At 64.7% G+C, this 15,543-nt stretch carries 18 protein-coding genes; 5 read left to right on the top strand and 13 right to left on the bottom strand.

Annotation, left to right across the window (positions count from 1 at the left end):
* Positions 1–39: 39 nt before the first annotated feature.
* Both PF049_02405 and PF049_02400 read left to right on the top strand, forming a co-directional pair.
* The gene (locus tag PF049_02405; GenBank protein ID WBY17037.1) at positions 40–750 is read left to right on the top strand and encodes an EI24 domain-containing protein; all 711 of its coding nucleotides are present in this window, start codon (positions 40–42) and stop codon (positions 748–750) included.
* On the top strand, positions 743–1,174 hold the full coding sequence (locus tag PF049_02400) for a hypothetical protein (GenBank protein ID WBY17036.1): 432 nt from the start codon (positions 743–745) through the stop codon (positions 1,172–1,174). Before PF049_02405 ends, PF049_02400 begins: the two co-directional genes overlap by 8 nt.
* Here the strand turns inward: PF049_02400 and PF049_02395 are convergent.
* The gene (locus PF049_02395) at positions 1,171–1,716 is read right to left on the bottom strand and encodes a hypothetical protein (protein WBY17035.1); all 546 of its coding nucleotides are present in this window, start codon (positions 1,714–1,716) and stop codon (positions 1,171–1,173) included. The genes PF049_02400 and PF049_02395 overlap by 4 nt on opposite strands.
* A 20-nt stretch (positions 1,717–1,736) precedes the next feature.
* Between PF049_02395 and PF049_02390 the strand changes: the two genes are divergently transcribed.
* A complete protein-coding gene (locus tag PF049_02390; GenBank protein ID WBY17034.1) occupies positions 1,737–2,216 on the top strand; it encodes a hypothetical protein in 480 nt (159 codons plus the stop codon).
* 6 nt (positions 2,217–2,222) lie between these two features.
* Here PF049_02390 and PF049_02385 read toward each other — a convergent pair whose 3' ends face one another.
* The 12 genes from PF049_02385 to PF049_02330 all read right to left on the bottom strand — a co-directional run bounded on the left by PF049_02385 (position 2,223) and on the right by PF049_02330 (position 12,300).
* A complete protein-coding gene (locus tag PF049_02385; protein WBY17033.1) occupies positions 2,223–2,519 on the bottom strand; it encodes a hypothetical protein in 297 nt (98 codons plus the stop codon).
* 86 nt (positions 2,520–2,605) lie between these two features.
* Positions 2,606–2,962, bottom strand: coding sequence for an iron-sulfur cluster assembly accessory protein (locus tag PF049_02380; protein ID WBY17032.1), 357 nt, complete (start codon positions 2,960–2,962; stop codon positions 2,606–2,608).
* Positions 2,962–3,483, bottom strand: a complete 522-nt coding sequence (locus PF049_02375) for an SUF system Fe-S cluster assembly protein (GenBank protein ID WBY17031.1) — start codon at positions 3,481–3,483, stop codon at positions 2,962–2,964. The genes PF049_02380 and PF049_02375 overlap by 1 nt, the downstream gene beginning before the upstream one ends.
* Positions 3,484–3,493: 10 nt before the next feature.
* A complete protein-coding gene (locus tag PF049_02370) occupies positions 3,494–4,723 on the bottom strand; it encodes a SufS family cysteine desulfurase (GenBank protein ID WBY17030.1) in 1,230 nt (409 codons plus the stop codon).
* A complete protein-coding gene (locus PF049_02365) occupies positions 4,720–5,481 on the bottom strand; it encodes a SufD family Fe-S cluster assembly protein (protein ID WBY17029.1) in 762 nt (253 codons plus the stop codon). Before PF049_02365 ends, PF049_02370 begins: the two co-directional genes overlap by 4 nt.
* Positions 5,474–6,223 (bottom strand): Fe-S cluster assembly ATPase SufC, encoded by a 750-nt coding sequence (gene sufC / locus PF049_02360; GenBank protein WBY17028.1) that lies wholly within the window; start codon positions 6,221–6,223, stop codon positions 5,474–5,476. The genes PF049_02365 and sufC overlap by 8 nt, the downstream gene beginning before the upstream one ends.
* A 1-nt stretch (position 6,224) precedes the next feature.
* Positions 6,225–6,569 carry a hypothetical protein gene (locus PF049_02355; GenBank protein ID WBY17027.1) on the bottom strand — a complete coding sequence of 115 codons (345 nt, stop codon included), beginning with the start codon at positions 6,567–6,569 and terminating at the stop codon, positions 6,225–6,227.
* Positions 6,570–6,668: 99 nt separating this feature from the next.
* Complete coding sequence (locus PF049_02350) at positions 6,669–7,250, bottom strand: DUF559 domain-containing protein (protein ID WBY17026.1); 582 nt, start codon at positions 7,248–7,250, stop codon at positions 6,669–6,671.
* 216 nt (positions 7,251–7,466) lie between these two features.
* The gene (gene sufB, locus PF049_02345; GenBank protein ID WBY17025.1) at positions 7,467–8,963 is read right to left on the bottom strand and encodes a Fe-S cluster assembly protein SufB; all 1,497 of its coding nucleotides are present in this window, start codon (positions 8,961–8,963) and stop codon (positions 7,467–7,469) included.
* Positions 8,960–9,385 carry an SUF system Fe-S cluster assembly regulator gene (locus tag PF049_02340; protein WBY17024.1) on the bottom strand — a complete coding sequence of 142 codons (426 nt, stop codon included), beginning with the start codon at positions 9,383–9,385 and terminating at the stop codon, positions 8,960–8,962. Before PF049_02340 ends, sufB begins: the two co-directional genes overlap by 4 nt.
* Positions 9,386–9,504: 119 nt before the next feature.
* The gene (locus PF049_02335; GenBank protein ID WBY17023.1) at positions 9,505–10,293 is read right to left on the bottom strand and encodes an AraC family transcriptional regulator; all 789 of its coding nucleotides are present in this window, start codon (positions 10,291–10,293) and stop codon (positions 9,505–9,507) included.
* 156 nt (positions 10,294–10,449) lie between these two features.
* The gene (locus tag PF049_02330; GenBank protein ID WBY17022.1) at positions 10,450–12,300 is read right to left on the bottom strand and encodes a DUF885 domain-containing protein; all 1,851 of its coding nucleotides are present in this window, start codon (positions 12,298–12,300) and stop codon (positions 10,450–10,452) included.
* A 347-nt stretch (positions 12,301–12,647) separates the two neighbouring features.
* On the opposite strand from PF049_02330, the gene PF049_02325 reads away from it, so the two are divergent.
* Positions 12,648–13,685, top strand: coding sequence for a quinone-dependent dihydroorotate dehydrogenase (locus PF049_02325; GenBank protein ID WBY17961.1), 1,038 nt, complete (start codon positions 12,648–12,650; stop codon positions 13,683–13,685).
* Positions 13,686–13,695: 10 nt separating this feature from the next.
* Positions 13,696–15,465 carry a gamma-glutamyltransferase gene (gene ggt, locus PF049_02320; GenBank protein WBY17021.1) on the top strand — a complete coding sequence of 590 codons (1,770 nt, stop codon included), beginning with the start codon at positions 13,696–13,698 and terminating at the stop codon, positions 15,463–15,465.
* Positions 15,466–15,543 lie beyond the last annotated feature (78 nt).

The raw sequence follows: 15,543 nt of genomic DNA, 5'->3' as shown, positions 1-15,543 counted from the left end.
CCGATTGACTTGCGCGGCCCGTCGCCCGATGCCCGCGACATGGCGTTACCTGGCATGTCCCTTCCCGCAGCACTCGGCCGCGCCGCCGGACAATTGGCGGACCCCGCCATCCTGCGCGTGCTCGTCAAATCGGTGATCGTCACGATCGTGATGTTCGCGGCCCTGGGCATCGGCAGCTTCGCATTGCTCCAGGCCTTTATCGAGCAATGGACCGGCGACATGAGCGAGGAAATCGCCGCGCTCGCCGCCGTGCTGGCCATCGGTATCGGCGGCTGGCTTCTGTTCCGCATCGTCGCCCTCGCGGTGATCCAGTTCTACGCGGAAGACATCGTCCGCGCTGTCGAGGCGCGTTTCTATCCCGAGGCGGAGCGAACGGCCCGCCCCGTGCCGCTGCGCGAAAGCATCGGCGAAAGCGCTCGTTCCGCCTTCAGGGCGCTGGCCGTCAACCTGTTGGCCCTGCCCCTCGCGCTGGTCCTGCTGGTCACGGGCGTTGGCACGGTCGCCCTGTTCTGGGTGATCAATGCGTGGTTGCTGGGCCGCGAACTCCAGGATCTGGCATGGGTGCGCCACCGCCTCGACCGGGCCGATATCCCGCCCCTTGGCGGCGGAACGCGCTTTCTCCTCGGCGGGGCGATTGCCGCTCTGCTCACCGTGCCTTTCGCAAACCTGCTGGCGCCTGTAATCGGGGCGGCGGCCGCAACCCATCTCGTCCAGTCGAAAGTTCGCAGGAATCCTCCTCCCGATGCGTAAAATCCTCGCCCTTGCCCTCTTGCCGCTGGTCGCCGCCTGCGCGACGACCGTCCCCCAATCCAGCCAGGGAACGGTGCAGCCGGGCAATCCGACGCCGCGCGTCAGCGTTCCCGTGCCAAGCACGCGGCCCGCTCCGCCGACCGGCGGGTTCATCGCACCGCGCGTGATGGATATCTCCGGTCTCGAGGGGGTCATCGGCCAGACTGCAGCGGGCCTCACCTCGCGCTTCGGCGCCCCCAGGCTCGACGTGATCGAAGGTGATGCGCGCAAGCTGCAATTCGCCGGCGAACCGTGCGTTCTCGACATCTATCTTTACCCGCTGCGCCCCGGGGCGCAGCCGACTGCCACCTATGTCGATGCGCGGCGAACCTCGGATGCACTCGATGTCGACCGGGCCGCATGCGTCCGCGCTCTCGGGCGCTAGGGGCCGGGGCGAACAGGCTTCGATAAAGGAGGTAAGGGCGATTTAAGGATGTTCTGCCATCCCCGCAGGGTATCACAGAGGACTAGACTTCGCATGAGCATCCAGTTTGCAGATCTGGCCAGAGCCGTGGCCGCCGACCGCCACGATTCGCCCGAAGTAATCCAGTCGCTGCGCCGCCTCGGCTGGGGCGACGGACAGTTTCCCGCGACGAGGCCGAGGCGATCTTCGCGATCAATCATCAGGTCGAAAATCCCGGCCGCGAATGGGTCGATTTCTTCGTCGAGGCGCTGACCGAATTCGTGCTCAACGGCACCGAGCCCAAGCACATGTGCAACGAAGAGGAAGCCGACTGGCTGATCGGTGCGCTGGACGCCGACGGGCATCTCGAGACCGTTGCCGAGCTCGAACTGCTGGTGCGGGTGGTCGAGCGCGCGTAAAACGTGCCCGAAAAGCTGAAGCGTTACACGCTGCGGCAGATCGAGGATGCCGTAATGACCGGGACCGGCCCGACGCGTTGCGGCGGCGAGCTGTCGGCTACCCATGTCAGCCCGCGGAATGCGAATTGTTGCGCCGCGTCATCTTTGCGAGCGGCGGTCACGGCCCTGCCGCCGTCAGCCGGTTCGATGCCGAAATGCTGTTCCGGATCAAGGACGCGACGCTTGGCCACGACAACGCGGCCGAATGGGCGCCGCTCTTCATCGACGGGATCGCCAATTACCTGCGCGGCTTCGAACTGACGCGCGCGCAGCTGAGCCATGACCGGGTGAAAGAACTCGAAGCGTTCATCGCCGACAATAGGCGCAAGGTCGGCCGGTTCATGGGCCGCATGGCGCGCGAGATGCCGCGGGTCCGCAACAATCTCGGCGTGGTGTTCGACCGGAAACCAGCCTGGCGTCCCGCTCCCGACTACACCGCGCAAGCGGCAGCGGGCGAGATCGTCACCGGCAACGAACAGGCCTGGCTCGACAGCATGATCGACGCCGATGGCGAGCTCGATCCCTTGGAACGCCAGCTGCTCGAACGGCTCGCCCAAGAAGACTGATCGCCGTTACTGGAATTCGAATAGCGGCATCCCGTTGGCCGCCACACGCCGCTGGACCGTTCGGCGCGCCGTGATCCGGTGGACCCCCTCGCGAAGGCGCACATGCGCGCCGCGAAGGATGCGGGCAGCCACCTGCCCGGTCGCATAACGTTTGCCGGACCGCTTCGCCTTGGTTTCACCGACCACCTTGCGCCGTGTCTCGGCGACCGCGCGCAGAGGCTCTGCCCCCGGCTTGCTTTCGGCGTGGAGCGGCGGCGCAGAAAACATGGCGATTGCGGCGGCGATGGGAACGAAAGGTCTCATACTCAACCAATGGGGCGGCCGCGACAAAGTTTCGGCAAACCTTTCTAACAGGTTAAGCAGCTCGCCAATTTTCGTGGCGGAAGCCGTCAGACCATGAAGCTTTCGCCGCAGCCACACGCGCCCTTGGCATTCGGGTTCTCGAACACGAAACCGGCGGTGAAGTCGTCTTCAACCCAGTCCATCGTGCTGCCGATCAGGTAGAGCACGCTGGCACTGTCGATGTAGAACACGCCGCCGGGCGTCTCGATCTTCTCGTCCAAGCTGGCTTCTTCGGTCACGTAATCGACCGAATAGGCGAGGCCCGAGCAGCCGCGGCGCGGCGTCGAGAGTTTGACGCCGATCGCATCGTCGGGGGCCTTGGCCATGAGGTCGGCCACACGCTGCTCGGCAGCGGGCGTGAGGATGACAGCTGCGGGGCGTTCGCGAAGGGTGCTTTGCGCCATCACAGCATCCCCAGTTCGAGCCGCGCCTCGTCGGTCATCTTGTCCGGACCCCATGGCGGGTCCCAGACGAGATTGACCTCGGCATCGCGTACGCCCGGCACGCTGGCCGCGCGCAGCTCGACTTCGCCCGGCATGGTTTCCGCGACCGGGCAATGCGGCGTGGTCAGGGTCATCGTGACCGTGACATCGCTCTCGTCATCGACCTCTACGCCGTAGATCAGGCCCAGATCGTAGATGTTCACCGGGATTTCCGGATCGTAGATTTCCTTCAGCGCGGCGATCACGGCTTCCTGCAAGGGTCCGCCGGCGCCGCCCGGACCGGCCTCTTCCGGTTTCTTCTGGAGAAACCCTTCAAGGTAGTCCCGCTTGCGCTCCATGGTCTGTTTCGGCGTTTCCGCAGCAGGCTCCACCGCATCGTCCACGCGGGCGCGCGGAGGCTTGGGTGGTGCCTCGGTCAGAACCTGTTCCGTCGGCGACGGGGCCGCGACGAAATCCTTCTTGTCAGCGTTGTCTTCGCTCATCATCGAATTCCTAGCCGAAAATCTTCTGTGTTCGCTCGATACCGCGCAGCAGGGCCTCGATATCGCTGTCGTCGCTGTAGAGTCCGAAGCTCGCCCGCGCAGTTGCGGGAACGCCGAGATGGTCCATCAGCGGCTGGCAGCAATGGTGCCCGGCGCGGATCGCGACGTTCTCTTCATCCAATATGGTGCCCAGATCGTGCGGGTGAACCCCCTCCATCACGAAAGAGACGATCCCCGCGCTCTGCTCCGGTCCCAGGACGCGGACCGAATTGATCCGCGAAAGCGCCTCGCGAGTCCTCGCTGCCAGATCGGCCTCGTGCGCGAAAAGCCCCTGCATGCCCGCCTCGCCGGCCACCTCTTCGACATAGTCGATGGCAGCATGCAGCGCGATGGCCTCGGTAATCATCGGCGTGCCCGCCTCGAACCGCTGGGGCGGCGGGGCATAGGTCGATTTCTCGAACGTGACCTTGTCGATCATCGCGCCGCCGCCGTGCCAGGGCGGCATTTCTTCCAGTATCTCCTCGCGCGCCCACAGCACGCCGATGCCGGTCGGCCCGTAAAGCTTGTGAGCGGACAGCACGAAGAAATCGCACCCCAGCTCGTCCATGGCGAGCCGCATGCGCGGCGCGCTCTGGCAGCCGTCCAGCAGCAGCTTCGCGCCCACCGCATGGGCGGCCTTCGCAGCGCGCTTGGCGCCCAGAACGGAACCGAGGACGTTGGACACATGGGCCAAGGCGACCAGCTTGTGCGCGCGCGTCAGGTTGGCCTCCAGCCAGTCCAGATCGATCAGACCGTCTTCGGTCAGGGGACACACATCGATCTTCGCGCCGGTTTCCTGCGCCACGATCTGCCACGGCACGATGTTGGAGTGATGCTCCAGCTGCGACAGCATGATGCGGTCGCCTTCGCGCAAGTTCGCCCGGCCCCAGCTATTCGCCACGAGGTTGATGCCTTCGGTCGCACCGCGCACGAAGACGATCTCGTTCTCGTTCTTCGCCCCGACGAACCCCGCAACCCTGCGCCGCGCCGCTTCGTAACCCAGCGTCATCTGCGCGCTGCGGCCATAGACGCCGCGGTGGACGGTGGCGTAATCCGCGCCCAGTGCCCGGCTCATCGCGTCGATCACCGCGCGGGGTTTCTGTGCCGTGGCAGCCGTGTCGAGATAATGCCAGGGCTTGCCCTCGGCCGTGACGAGGCCCGGGAAATCCGCCTTGCGGGAAAGGGTGACGGCCTCGTTCACAGATGCGCGTCCAGCTTGTCCAGTGCGATGCGGAGCAGGGCTTCCGCCTCGTCCTCGTCGCCCAGCCCCGCCATCGCATCGCCGAGGAACGCCTGAACCAGAAGACGGCGCGACAGTTCGGGCGATAGGCCGCGCGCCGCCATGTAGAAACGCGCGTTCTCGTCCAGCTGGCCCACGGTGGCACCATGCGCGCACTGCACGTCGTCGGCAAAGATTTCGAGCTGTGGCACGGCGTTCACGCTCGCGCCCTTTTCCAGCAGCAGGCCCTTGAAATCCTGCGCCGCATCGGTCTTCTGCGCATCGCGCACGACGTCGATCCGGCCGAGGAAATTGCCCGTGCCCTGGCCCCAATGGACGGCGCGCACGGTCTGGTTGCTGGTGGCTTCGGGATGAGCGTGAACGACGTGGCTGACGAATTCGCGCGTGGTGTCGCGCCCGCCGACCGTGATGCCGCCCATCTCGAAATGCGCCCCGCGTTCCAGGTGCACGACCAGTTCGACGCGGCCCAGCTGCGCCGCTGCAATTACGCCGAACAGTTCGAACCGGGCGCCCTCGCCGATCTTCACGCGCAGGCGGCGAAGCTGCGTACCGTCATCCGGCTCTGCAATGGTGACGATTTCGCGCCGCGTCTCGCCTGCCGGAACGTCGATGTCGCTCCAGTCGTCGAACGTGCCGAGATCGAGCGAAGCAAGTGCATCGGTATCGGAATACCGCCACGCCTCGTCCTTGCGTGTGGGGAAAGACGTTGCCTCAGGCATCTGCCATCACCGCATCGTAACCCTCGGCCTCCAGACGCTGCGCCAGTTCCGGCCCACCGGTCTGGACGATCCGGCCCTGCGCCAGGATCGACACCTTGTCCGGCTGCACCACGTCGAGCAGGCGCTGGTAATGGGTAATCAGAAGCACGCCCTTGGCAGGGTCGCGCATGATCGCATTGATCCCGTCGCCGACCACGCGCAGCGCATCGATGTCGAGGCCGCTGTCGGTCTCGTCCAGCACGGCGAATGCCGGGTCGAGGATGCCCATCTGGACCATCTCGGCGCGCTTCTTCTCGCCGCCGGAGAAGCCGACATTCACGTTGCGCTTGAGCATTTCCATGTCGAGCTTCAGCAGCCCGGCCTTGTCCTTCGCCAGTTTCAGGAATTCGCCGCCGGTCAGGGCTTCCTCGCCCCGCGCCTTGCGCTGGGCGTTCAGCGCCTCGCGCAGGAACTGGACGTTGGAAACGCCCGGAATCTCGACCGGGTACTGGAAGCCGAGGAACAGGCCCGCCGAGGCGCGCTCGTGCGGTTCGAGGTCCAGCAGGTCCTGTCCGTTGAACGTCACGCTGCCGCCGGTCACTTCGTAACCGGGGCGCCCGCCCAGCACATAGGCGAGCGTCGATTTGCCGGCGCCGTTCGGGCCCATGATCGCATGGACCTCGCCCGCAGGCACTTCGAGCGTGAGCCCGTCGAGGATCTGCTTACCGTCAATCTCGGCGGAAAGGTTTTCGATTTTCAGCATGTTACAATGTCAGTCCGGTAAAATTAGTAATGGCGAGAACGATCTCGTCGTTAAGGGTTCGAATGGCACGGTCCTTGGCGGCATCGGCTGCCGCTCCTTCGCGCCCGGCGGTGGCAGCGGCGACACGTTTGTCCTGCACGCGCCCGATCTGCGGACCACAGAAAGCGCGGACCATCAGGACCGCTTCGCGCAGGCCGGTTCGCGGAGCAGCGGAGGAACCGGTGACGAGGCAGGTTCGCAGCGATTTCTCCGCCGCGGCAGGCGTCACGTCACCTTGGGCGTGTGCCGGGAGGGCGTGCAGGCCGAGGATCGCGGCCGGGAACCACAGGTTTGTCCGCATCACCATGTCACTTCCTCCGCCTGGCGAACAGGTAGCCGCCCCAGATCGCGAGGAAGATCGCGATCCAGAACAGGATGGTCTGTCCGGCACCGAGGTCGCCGATTGTCATCCACGGCCCCGGTCACTGCCATGTGTCCTGCCGCGCGGTGCGCCTCCACGGGGCGGGCCATTGCCGTCGCGGTCGTAGCGCGGCCTGGTCTGGCGCGGGTTCCTGGCGTCGTGTTCGCGGCGGGCCTGTTTGCGGTCGCCGATCCGCATTCTCATGCCGAGCGTGATGCGCTCCAGCACCTTGTCCATGTTTTCGAGAATGTCCTCCGCCGTGATCCGCATGACGCGGATACCGACGGATTCGAGACTCTTGTCGCGCCGTTTGGCGAGGGTTTCGTTCTGGTCCGGCTCGTCGATGATGATCGCCATGCCGAGTTTGTGGCAGTTGAAATCGACGATCGCGCTGCCGACCACGGCATGCCGCGTGAAGGTGAAGGGGCCCATGTCGGCCTCGGTGAAACGCTTCGCCAGCGCCTTGTGCGCCGGCGAGGAATGCCGCCGCAATTCGCGCGCCCGTTCATGCAGCGCATCGAGCCGCTTCTCCGAAATCTCCCACCCACGGCCCTTCTTCTTGAGCGCGGGCGCGGCGTCGGCGGTCTCGGATGAATCGCGAATCTGAAGGGTCTTGCGTTCAGTCATTTGCACTCAGCCTACGATTGCGAAGCAGAAGCCAAATCGCAAATACCGAGAAAAAAGGCGGAACCCAGAAAATCGCGAACCACGTCCAAAATTCGCCAAGTGCCTCGGATGAATATGACGGTACGGGAATTATGTGACCTGTCATGGCAGCACTAACCGTCCAAAAATAAAGGGTGGTTGCGATGCCCATCAGGGCAGAACCGGCCAGAAAAAATCTCACCCCACGCTCCCCTCGAGCGAGATCGCCAGCAGCTTCTGGGCCTCGACGGCAAACTCCATTGGCAGCTCTTTGAGCACCTCTTTCGCGAAGCCGTTGACGATCAGCGCCATCGCCTCTTCCTCGTCCAGCCCGCGCTGCTGGGCATAGAACAGCTGGTCGTCGCTCACCTTGCTGGTGGTTGCCTCGTGCTCGATCTGGGCGCTGGGGTTCTTCACCTCGATATAGGGCACGGTGTGCGCGCCGCACTGGTCGCCGATCAGCAGCGAGTCGCATTCGGTGCGGTTGCGCACGCCCTCGGCATTGGGGCTGACGCGCACCAGGCCGCGATAGGTGTTGTTCGACTTGCCCGCGCTGATCCCTTTGGAAATGATCGTGCTGCGCGTGCCGGGCGCGTTGTGGATCATCTTGGTCCCGGTATCGGCCTGCTGGTGATTGTTGGTGACGGCGACGGAGTAGAATTCGCCCACGCTGTCGCGCCCGTTGAGCACGCACGAGGGATATTTCCACGTCACCGCGCTGCCGGTTTCGACCTGCGTCCAGCTGACCTTGCTCCGGTCGCCTTGGCACAGCGCGCGTTTGGTCACGAAATTGTAGATTCCGCCCTTGCCCTCGGCATCGCCGGGATACCAGTTCTGGACGGTCGAATACTTGATCTCGGCATCTTCCAGCGCGACCAGCTCGACAACAGCAGCGTGAAGCTGGTTCTCGTCGCGCATCGGGGCGGTGCAGCCTTCGAGATAGCTGACGTAAGAGCCCTTCTCGGCGACGATCAGCGTGCGTTCGAACTGGCCGGTGTTCTCCGCATTTATGCGGAAATAGGTCGAAAGCTCCATCGGGCAGCGCACGCCCTCGGGGATGTAGACGAAGGTGCCGTCGGAAAAGACCGCGCTGTTGAGCGTGGCGAAATAGTTGTCGCGCTGCGGCACGACCTTGCCGAGCCACTTCTTCACCAGCTCGGGATGCTCCTTGATCGCCTCGCTGATCGACAGGAAGATGACGCCGGCCTTGCTCAGCTCCTCGCGGAAGGTCGTGGCGACGCTGACGCTGTCGAACACCGCATCCACCGCGACCTTGCGCGCGCCCTTCACCCCGGCGAGCACTTCCTGCTCGGCAATCGGAATGCCCAGTTTCTCGTAGGTTTCACGGATCGCCGGATCGAGTTCGTCGAGGCTTTCCAGCTCCGGCTTCTTCTTCGGCGCGGCGTAGTAATAGGCGTCCTGATAGTCGATTTCCGGATAGCCGAGCTTGGCCCAGTTCGGCTCCTCCATCTCCTGCCACAGGCGGAAGGCCTTGAGCCGCCAGTCGAGCATCCATTCGGGCTCGCCCTTCTTGGCGCTGATAAACCGGACGGTGTCTTCGGTCAGGCCCTTCTCGGCGAACTCGGTGTCGATCTCGCTCGACCAGCCGTGTTCGTAGTCGGCGGCCTTTGCGGCGGCATCGTGGGCGGCCTGGTCCTGTAAAGGCTGGTCCTGTAGGTCGAGAGTATCGGTCATGCCAGTTCTTTCGTGGCTGTCTGGTGAGCCTGCGCAAGCTGTGTCAGCGGGATGTCCGCCAGCGCGCCGCGCAGTGCATTGTTTATCGTGGGCCAGTGCGGCTTCACCGCGCAGGTGTCGCCAACGACGCAGTCCGATCCATCGACGCATGCGGTGAGCGCGATGGGCCCTTCGACCGCCTCGACGATGTCGGCAACGGTAATCGCCGCCGCCGGGCGGGCCAGTTGCAACCCGCCGCCGGCCCCGCGGACCGAGCGCAGCAATCCCGCGCCCGACAGCTTGCTGACGACTTTCTGCACGGTCGGGGCCGGAAGGCCGGTTTCCTGAGCCAGTTCGCCCGCCGACACGCGTCCGCCGCCGCAATGGCGGGTCGCGGCGCACATCGTGACGATGGCATAATCGGCGAGGTTGGAAAGGCGCATGGTGCTCGTGAAAACGGGTAATCGGACTGTTTCGTTCCGATTTCACCTATGCATGGGTGGCCGCGCTTTCAACGCAAATCCCATTGTTGCGAGTCGTTAGCATTTGCGCGGCGCTTCGCTTACGCCTTCGCCTTTGCTTCTTCTTCCGCAATCCGGTCGAACAGGGCCGCATTGCCGTAACCCCGGACATCGAGCGTCTTTTCGCCCAGGGTCTCGGTATCCCCGCCGAGTCGCTTCGGCGTGCGGCCGGTATAGCGCCGCAGATCCTTGATCAAGTGGGCCTGGTCGTAGAAGGAATCGTAGATCTCGGTCACGATCGCGTCGGGCAGGTCGGGCATCGACAGCATGGTCGCTGCCTGAACCGCGCGGTAACGCTTGGCCAGGGCGATCGGGGGGCGTCCGAAATACCGGTTGGCCAGCCGCTGCACCGTGCGCGGCGACATGGGGAGGGTTTCCTGCAGGTCTTCGATCGCCGGATTGAAGGAATTACCGAGCCATTCCAGCATGCGGTCGATGAATTGGTCATGCCCCGGATCGAGTTTCCTCAACGCGCCGCCGAGGACCGACGCAATTTGGGAGGCCGCCTGAGGTCGGTCGATATCCCCGCGCCCCAGAAGCCCGGCAATATCCGCCGCGGCCGCAGCGGCGTCGCCATCCGCAAACGTGCCCGCGAGCGGCAGCATCCGGTTCGTCGTGAGATTTACGGGCTGCCCGGTAAGCGCGGCCCAGCCCTTCACGTTGAGCGAGACGCCCACCATTTCCGCTGGACCATGCACATGGAACGGCGTCGCCTGGTCCAATTGCGCAACGAAGAAGCCGCCTTCGACCGGCCCCTGCGTGCCCGACGGGAAATCGGAAGAGACCGCACCGCCCCCGAACAGCATCAGCTGCGGCGAATAGGCCGGCATCACGTCATCCAGCGCCTCCCCCTCGAACCGGAAGGTATACAGCGTGTTGACGTAGCCTTTCAGCTCCGCAGGAATGGACGCGAAGTCGAATTCGAACGAGCTGCCTTCGGGCGCCCCCCGGTCCTGTTTCTCGTCTCTGGCCAGAATTTGCCCCCGTCAGCTGTCTTTCTGTCCGGCGACCCATGCAGCGACGTTTTCTTCCATGATCGACAGCGGCACCGGACCGCTGAGCAGGATGGCATCGTGGAAGCCGCGAATGTCGAAATCGTCGCCCAGTTCGGTCCGGGCCATTTCGCGCAATTCCATGATCTTCAGCTTGCCGATCATGTAGGCGGTCGCCTGCCCCGGATAGACGGCATAGCGTTCGATCGCCTTGCGGATGTCGCCATCGGGATTGGGTGTGTTCTCGGTGAGGTAGGCAATCGCTTCCTCGCGCGTCCAGCGCTTGTGGTGGATGCCGGTATCGACGACCAGCCGGCACGCGCGCCACAGTTCCATCCCCAGCCGGCCGAAATCGGAATAGGGATCGGTGTAGAAACCCATATCCTTGCCCAGCTCTTCCGAATAGAGGCCCCAGCCCTCGCTATAAGCCGTGACCCCGCCGAAGCGGCGGAAGGGCGGCACGTCGCCGAGCTGGGTCTGGATGGAAAGCTGCAGGTGATGGCCCGGCAGGCCTTCGTGATAGGCCAGCGCTTCCAGTTCGTTGGCCGACATATCCTTCAGGTTGTAGAGGTTCACGTAGTACGTGCCCGGCCGGGATCCATCGGGCGCGGGGCGCTGGTAGAACGCTTTCCCTGCGCTTTTCTCGCGGAACGCCTCGACCGGCTTGATCACCAGCGGATCGGTCGGCAGCGTGCCGAACCATTGCGGCATCACGGCCTCGACCTTGTCAATCGCAGCCTGCGCATCGGCGAGATATTCCTCGCGGCTGGTGTAGTAGAACCGGTCGTTGGTGCGGGTATATTCGAAGAAGTCCTGCAGGCTTCCCTCGAAACCGACCTCTGCCATGATGGCGCGCATTTCGCCATGGATGCGATCGACCTCGCGAAGACCGATGGCATGGATTTCATCCGCCGAGAGATCGGTGGTGGTATAATTGGCGAGCAGCGCCTCGTAATAGGCCGCTCCTTCGGGGAAGCGCCAGATGCCGTCATCGGTCGGCGCGATCGCCTGCTGCCGCTTCATCTCTGCAAGCAGCCCCTCATAGGCCGGCTGGGCAGAGCTTTCCCAGGCGGTGACGGAATCCGCGATCAGCGCAGCCTTCGCCGCGTCGTCGATTTCCAGCTCGTCCACCTTCTCCGCGAAATCCTCCAGGATCGCATTGTCCAGTCCGGCGGACAGCAGGTTCTCGATATCGGAGATGACATAGGGATAGACCCAGTCAGGCGGCATGATGCCGTTATCGGCGCGTTCGCGCGACTGCGAGGTCAGTTCCGCCATGCCCGGGCCGACGCCTTCGATCCGGCTGATGTAATCGCGCGCATCGCTTTCGCTGGTCACGCGGTGAATGTTGATCAGGAAGGCCGGCAGCTGGCTTTGCGCGCCGTTCATCTGGTCGAAGATGTAGCCGTATTTGCGATACGGGAAAAGCGATGCGCGCCGTTCTTCAACCGCTTCGAACAGGCGATAGGACAAGGCGTCCTGCTCCGGCAACGCATCCACGTCGAACTTGCCGCGCATCTGCTCTGCCGTGAATTGCAGCAGCTCGAACGACTGACGCTCGCCCGCATCGGTGAAATCGCCCCATTCGCCGTAATCCTCGTCGCGAATGCCGCGATAGGCCTTGCCCAGCGGCGAAAGCTCGAGCGATGCGTCGTCATACGCCTCGAACAGGGAACCGATATTTTCCGCTGCGGCAATCGCGGAGGCGTTGACCGGGCTTGCCGTTTCGGGCGCGACGGGCTGAACGGTGGCGGCGGACGCCGTGCCATCCGCCCCGTAACCGTCCACCGTCGCACATCCCCCGAGTGCCAGACCGGCCACGCCGATTACCCAAACTGCCTTCATTACCCGCTCCTGAATTCTGCTGTCTTCGCGCCACCTGTGTAGCATGAAAGCGCGATGCGCCAGAGGCAACGACAGGAAACCGGTCCGGAATGGGGTATAGCCGCGAGGAAAAGGCGCAAAAAAAAGGCGGCCCGGAACTTCGTCCCGATGGCCGCCCTGAAAGGAAAGAACTCTAGCATCGCTGCTTTAGAGCCCTTCGGGTCGCAAACGAGGTGCTACCGATTCGCTTCTGGATTTGATTGTATGGAAACGACACATCGTCCTGAGCCTTCGCTTCGTCGCACGCGGTGGCGGTCTTCAGGATCGGCTCGACACGGTTCGCCGGCTTCTTCATAGCAGCGCCCGTCATGCTGTTTCCCCTCGTCAGGCCCGCGATTTTCATGCTCGACCCGGAAAAGGCCCATCGCCTTTCCATTGCGGGCCTTTCGATGCTTCCCCCGGGCAAACCTGCCCCACGCGATGCCGTGCTGGCCTGTAATGTCGGCGGGCTCGATTTCCCCAATGCCGTGGGGGTCGCCGCCGGTTACGACAAGGATGCGGAAGTTCCCGACGCGCTGCTGGGCCTCGGCTTCGGCCATGTCGAGATCGGGTCTGTCACGCCGCGCCCACAGGCCGGCAATCCCAAGCCGCGCCTGTTCCGGCTGAAGGAAGACCGGGCCGTCATCAACCGGATGGGGTTCAACAATGCAGGCGGCGACAAGGCGGCACAGCGCCTTGCGAAGCGGAAAGGGCGTGGCGGGATCGTCGGGGTCAATATCGGCGCGAACAAGGATTCCGCCGACCGGATCGACGATTATGCAAGAATGGCGCGCCTGATGGCGCCGCAGGGCGACTACCTGACGATCAACATCTCCAGCCCCAACACGCCCGGCCTGCGCGCCTTGCAGGACGAGAGCGCCCTGACCGGTCTGATCGACGCTGTCTTCGCAGCGCTGGACGAACAACCTGCGAGGCATCCCGTCTTCCTGAAAGTGGCACCCGATCTCGAACCGGCAGACATCGATGCCATCGCCCGCATCGCGCTGGAATCGCGGCTGTCCGCGCTGATCGTGTCGAACACCACGATTTCGCGGCCTGTCCTGTCGTCCTCGGACCGCGCTGAGGCAGGCGGCCTGTCGGGTGCACCGCTCAGGGACCTTGCCCTGCAGCGGGTCCGCGATTTCCACCTGGCGACAGGCGGCCGCATACCCCTGATCGGAGTGGGAGGCATCGGTTCGGCCGAGGACGCATGGGCGCGCATCCGGGCGGGGGCCAGCATGGTCCAGCTCTACAGCGCGATGGTCTATGAAGGACCGGGCCTTGCCCGCAGGATCAACCGGGACCTGAAGGCGCTGGTGCAGCGCGAGGGCTTTTCCACCATTGCCGAGGCGGTCGGAACACAATAGCCCTGCGGGCATGAAAGCACGCACCCTGACCGCCGCCCTGGTTACAGCTCTCTCGCCGCTCGCGCTCAGCGCCTGCGCGGCAGCTTATGGCGAAGCGTCCCCTGCGCCGCAGCCCCTCCCTCCGCAGCCGCAGGAGCAATCGGCGGCGCCGGTAGCGAAGGGCGTCGTGGCGACCGCCGATTTCCGCGCAACCGCGGCCGGGGAGGAAATCCTCGCCGCCGGCGGCAGCGCGACCGATGCCGCGATTGCCATCATGCTGGCCCTGACAGTGGTCGAGCCGCAAAGCTCCGGCATTGGCGGGGGCGGCTTCTTCGTGCGCGGAACACCGGACGGCAACGTCGTGACCTATGACGGGCGCGAGAAAGCGCCGCATGCCGCCACCCCCGACTGGTTCCTCGATGCAGAGGGCAACCCGCTTCCCGGGAAAGAGGCGACCATCAGCGGGCTGAGCGTGGGCGTGCCGGGCAATGTCGCCCTGGCGAAGCTGGCCCATGAACGCCACGGGAAGCTGGAATGGGCGCGGCTGGTGGAACCGGCCATCCGGCTCGCCCGCGACGGCTTCGTCGTCAATCCGCGCCTCGTCACCGTGCTGGAAGGCCGCCTCGACCGGGCAGGCTACGATGCGAAGGCGCGCGCGACCTTCTTCGAACCCGACGGCACGCCCAAGGCGATAGGAACGACGATCCGCCAGCCGGAACTCGCGGCAACGCTGACGAAACTGGCCGAGGAGGGGCCGGGCAGCTTCTACAGCGGCGATTTCGCAGCCGGGCTTGCCCGCCATGTCGCGGCGGACACCCCGCGGGCGCAGACGATGACGGCCAGCGACGTGGAACAGTACGAACCGGCCATGCGCGATGCCGTCTGCGGGAGCTATCGCGGATACCGGGTATGCGGCATGGGCCCGCCATCTTCGGGTGGGATTGCGGTGCTGCAGATGCTTGGCCAGCTGGAGCGGTTCGACCTTGCCAGCATGGGCCCGCGTTCTGTCGAGGCATGGCACCTGTTCCTGGAATCGCAGCGGCTCGCCTATACCGACCGGGAGCTTTACACCGGCGACGCGGATTTCGTGGACGTCCCGGTGTCCGGGCTAGTCGATCCTGCCTATCTCGCCGGGCGCTCGCTGCTTCTCGACCCGAAGCGGCGGAGCGAGGATTTCGCACCCGGCACGCCCGAGGGCGCACCGCAGGCCCGCGCCGTGGGTGGCCACTACCCGGAAAGCGGCACGACTCATTTCGTCACTATCGGACCCGACGGCACCATGATCAGTTACACCTCGACCATCGAGGGCGCTTTCGGATCGGGCCTGATGTATCGCGGGTTCTATCTCAATAACGAGCTGACGGATTTCAGCTTCTCGCCCGAACGCGGCGGCGTGCCGGTCGCGAACCGTGTGGAAGGGGGCAAGCGGCCGCGCAGTTCGATGTCGCCGACCGTGGTGTACGACCCTTCCGGCAAGCCCTTCCTGGCAGTCGGCGCCGCTGGCGGACCGACCATTCCGATCCAGACCGCGAGAGCCATTGTCGGAGTAATCGATTTCGGCCTGCCCCTGCGCGAGGCGCTGGCCCAGCCGATGATCATGGGCTTTGGCGACCGCGTGATCGTGGAAGACAATAGCTGGCTGGAAGAGGCGATCCCGCAGCTGGCGGCGCTGGGTCATACGAGGATCGAGACCAGCGATTTCCTCTACCGGACCAACGGGGCCCTGCGAACCGGCAATGGGTGGGACGCGGTGTACGATCCGCGCCTCGATTCCGTCCTCCGCCTTTCGGGCGCGGAATAGGCTGCGCTTGTCGCCCGACGGGCAGCAGCGTAGAGCCAGCGCGAAAGCCGCGCAGACGGTGGACCTTCTTGGGATGCA

Source organism: Erythrobacteraceae bacterium WH01K (genome assembly GCA_027941995.1).
In the GTDB taxonomy this organism is placed as follows: domain Bacteria; phylum Pseudomonadota; class Alphaproteobacteria; order Sphingomonadales; family Sphingomonadaceae; genus CAJXSN01.
The sequence above is the reverse complement of the archived record's forward strand: the minus strand, read 5'-3'. Positions and strand labels throughout refer to the sequence as shown.

Coding starts and splice junctions, on each gene's coding strand:
- PF049_02350 (WBY17026.1), bottom strand. CDS start 7,250: ATGACTGAACGCAAGACCCTTCAGATTCGCGATTCATCCGAGACCGCC.
- sufC (WBY17028.1), bottom strand. CDS start 6,223: ATGCTGAAAATCGAAAACCTTTCCGCCGAGATTGACGGTAAGCAGATC.
- sufB (WBY17025.1), bottom strand. CDS start 8,963: ATGACCGATACTCTCGACCTACAGGACCAGCCTTTACAGGACCAGGCC.
- PF049_02400 (WBY17036.1), top strand. CDS start 743: ATGCGTAAAATCCTCGCCCTTGCCCTCTTGCCGCTGGTCGCCGCCTGC.
- PF049_02330 (WBY17022.1), bottom strand. CDS start 12,300: ATGAAGGCAGTTTGGGTAATCGGCGTGGCCGGTCTGGCACTCGGGGGA.
- PF049_02325 (WBY17961.1), top strand. CDS start 12,648: ATGCTGTTTCCCCTCGTCAGGCCCGCGATTTTCATGCTCGACCCGGAA.
- PF049_02355 (WBY17027.1), bottom strand. CDS start 6,569: ATGGTGATGCGGACAAACCTGTGGTTCCCGGCCGCGATCCTCGGCCTG.
- PF049_02385 (WBY17033.1), bottom strand. CDS start 2,519: ATGAGACCTTTCGTTCCCATCGCCGCCGCAATCGCCATGTTTTCTGCG.
- PF049_02335 (WBY17023.1), bottom strand. CDS start 10,293: ATGCCGGCCTATTCGCCGCAGCTGATGCTGTTCGGGGGCGGTGCGGTC.
- PF049_02395 (WBY17035.1), bottom strand. CDS start 1,716: ATGGGTAGCCGACAGCTCGCCGCCGCAACGCGTCGGGCCGGTCCCGGT.
- PF049_02340 (WBY17024.1), bottom strand. CDS start 9,385: ATGCGCCTTTCCAACCTCGCCGATTATGCCATCGTCACGATGTGCGCC.
- PF049_02375 (WBY17031.1), bottom strand. CDS start 3,483: ATGAGCGAAGACAACGCTGACAAGAAGGATTTCGTCGCGGCCCCGTCG.
- PF049_02365 (WBY17029.1), bottom strand. CDS start 5,481: ATGCCTGAGGCAACGTCTTTCCCCACACGCAAGGACGAGGCGTGGCGG.
- PF049_02380 (WBY17032.1), bottom strand. CDS start 2,962: ATGGCGCAAAGCACCCTTCGCGAACGCCCCGCAGCTGTCATCCTCACG.
- PF049_02405 (WBY17037.1), top strand. CDS start 40: ATGGCGTTACCTGGCATGTCCCTTCCCGCAGCACTCGGCCGCGCCGCC.
- ggt (WBY17021.1), top strand. CDS start 13,696: ATGAAAGCACGCACCCTGACCGCCGCCCTGGTTACAGCTCTCTCGCCG.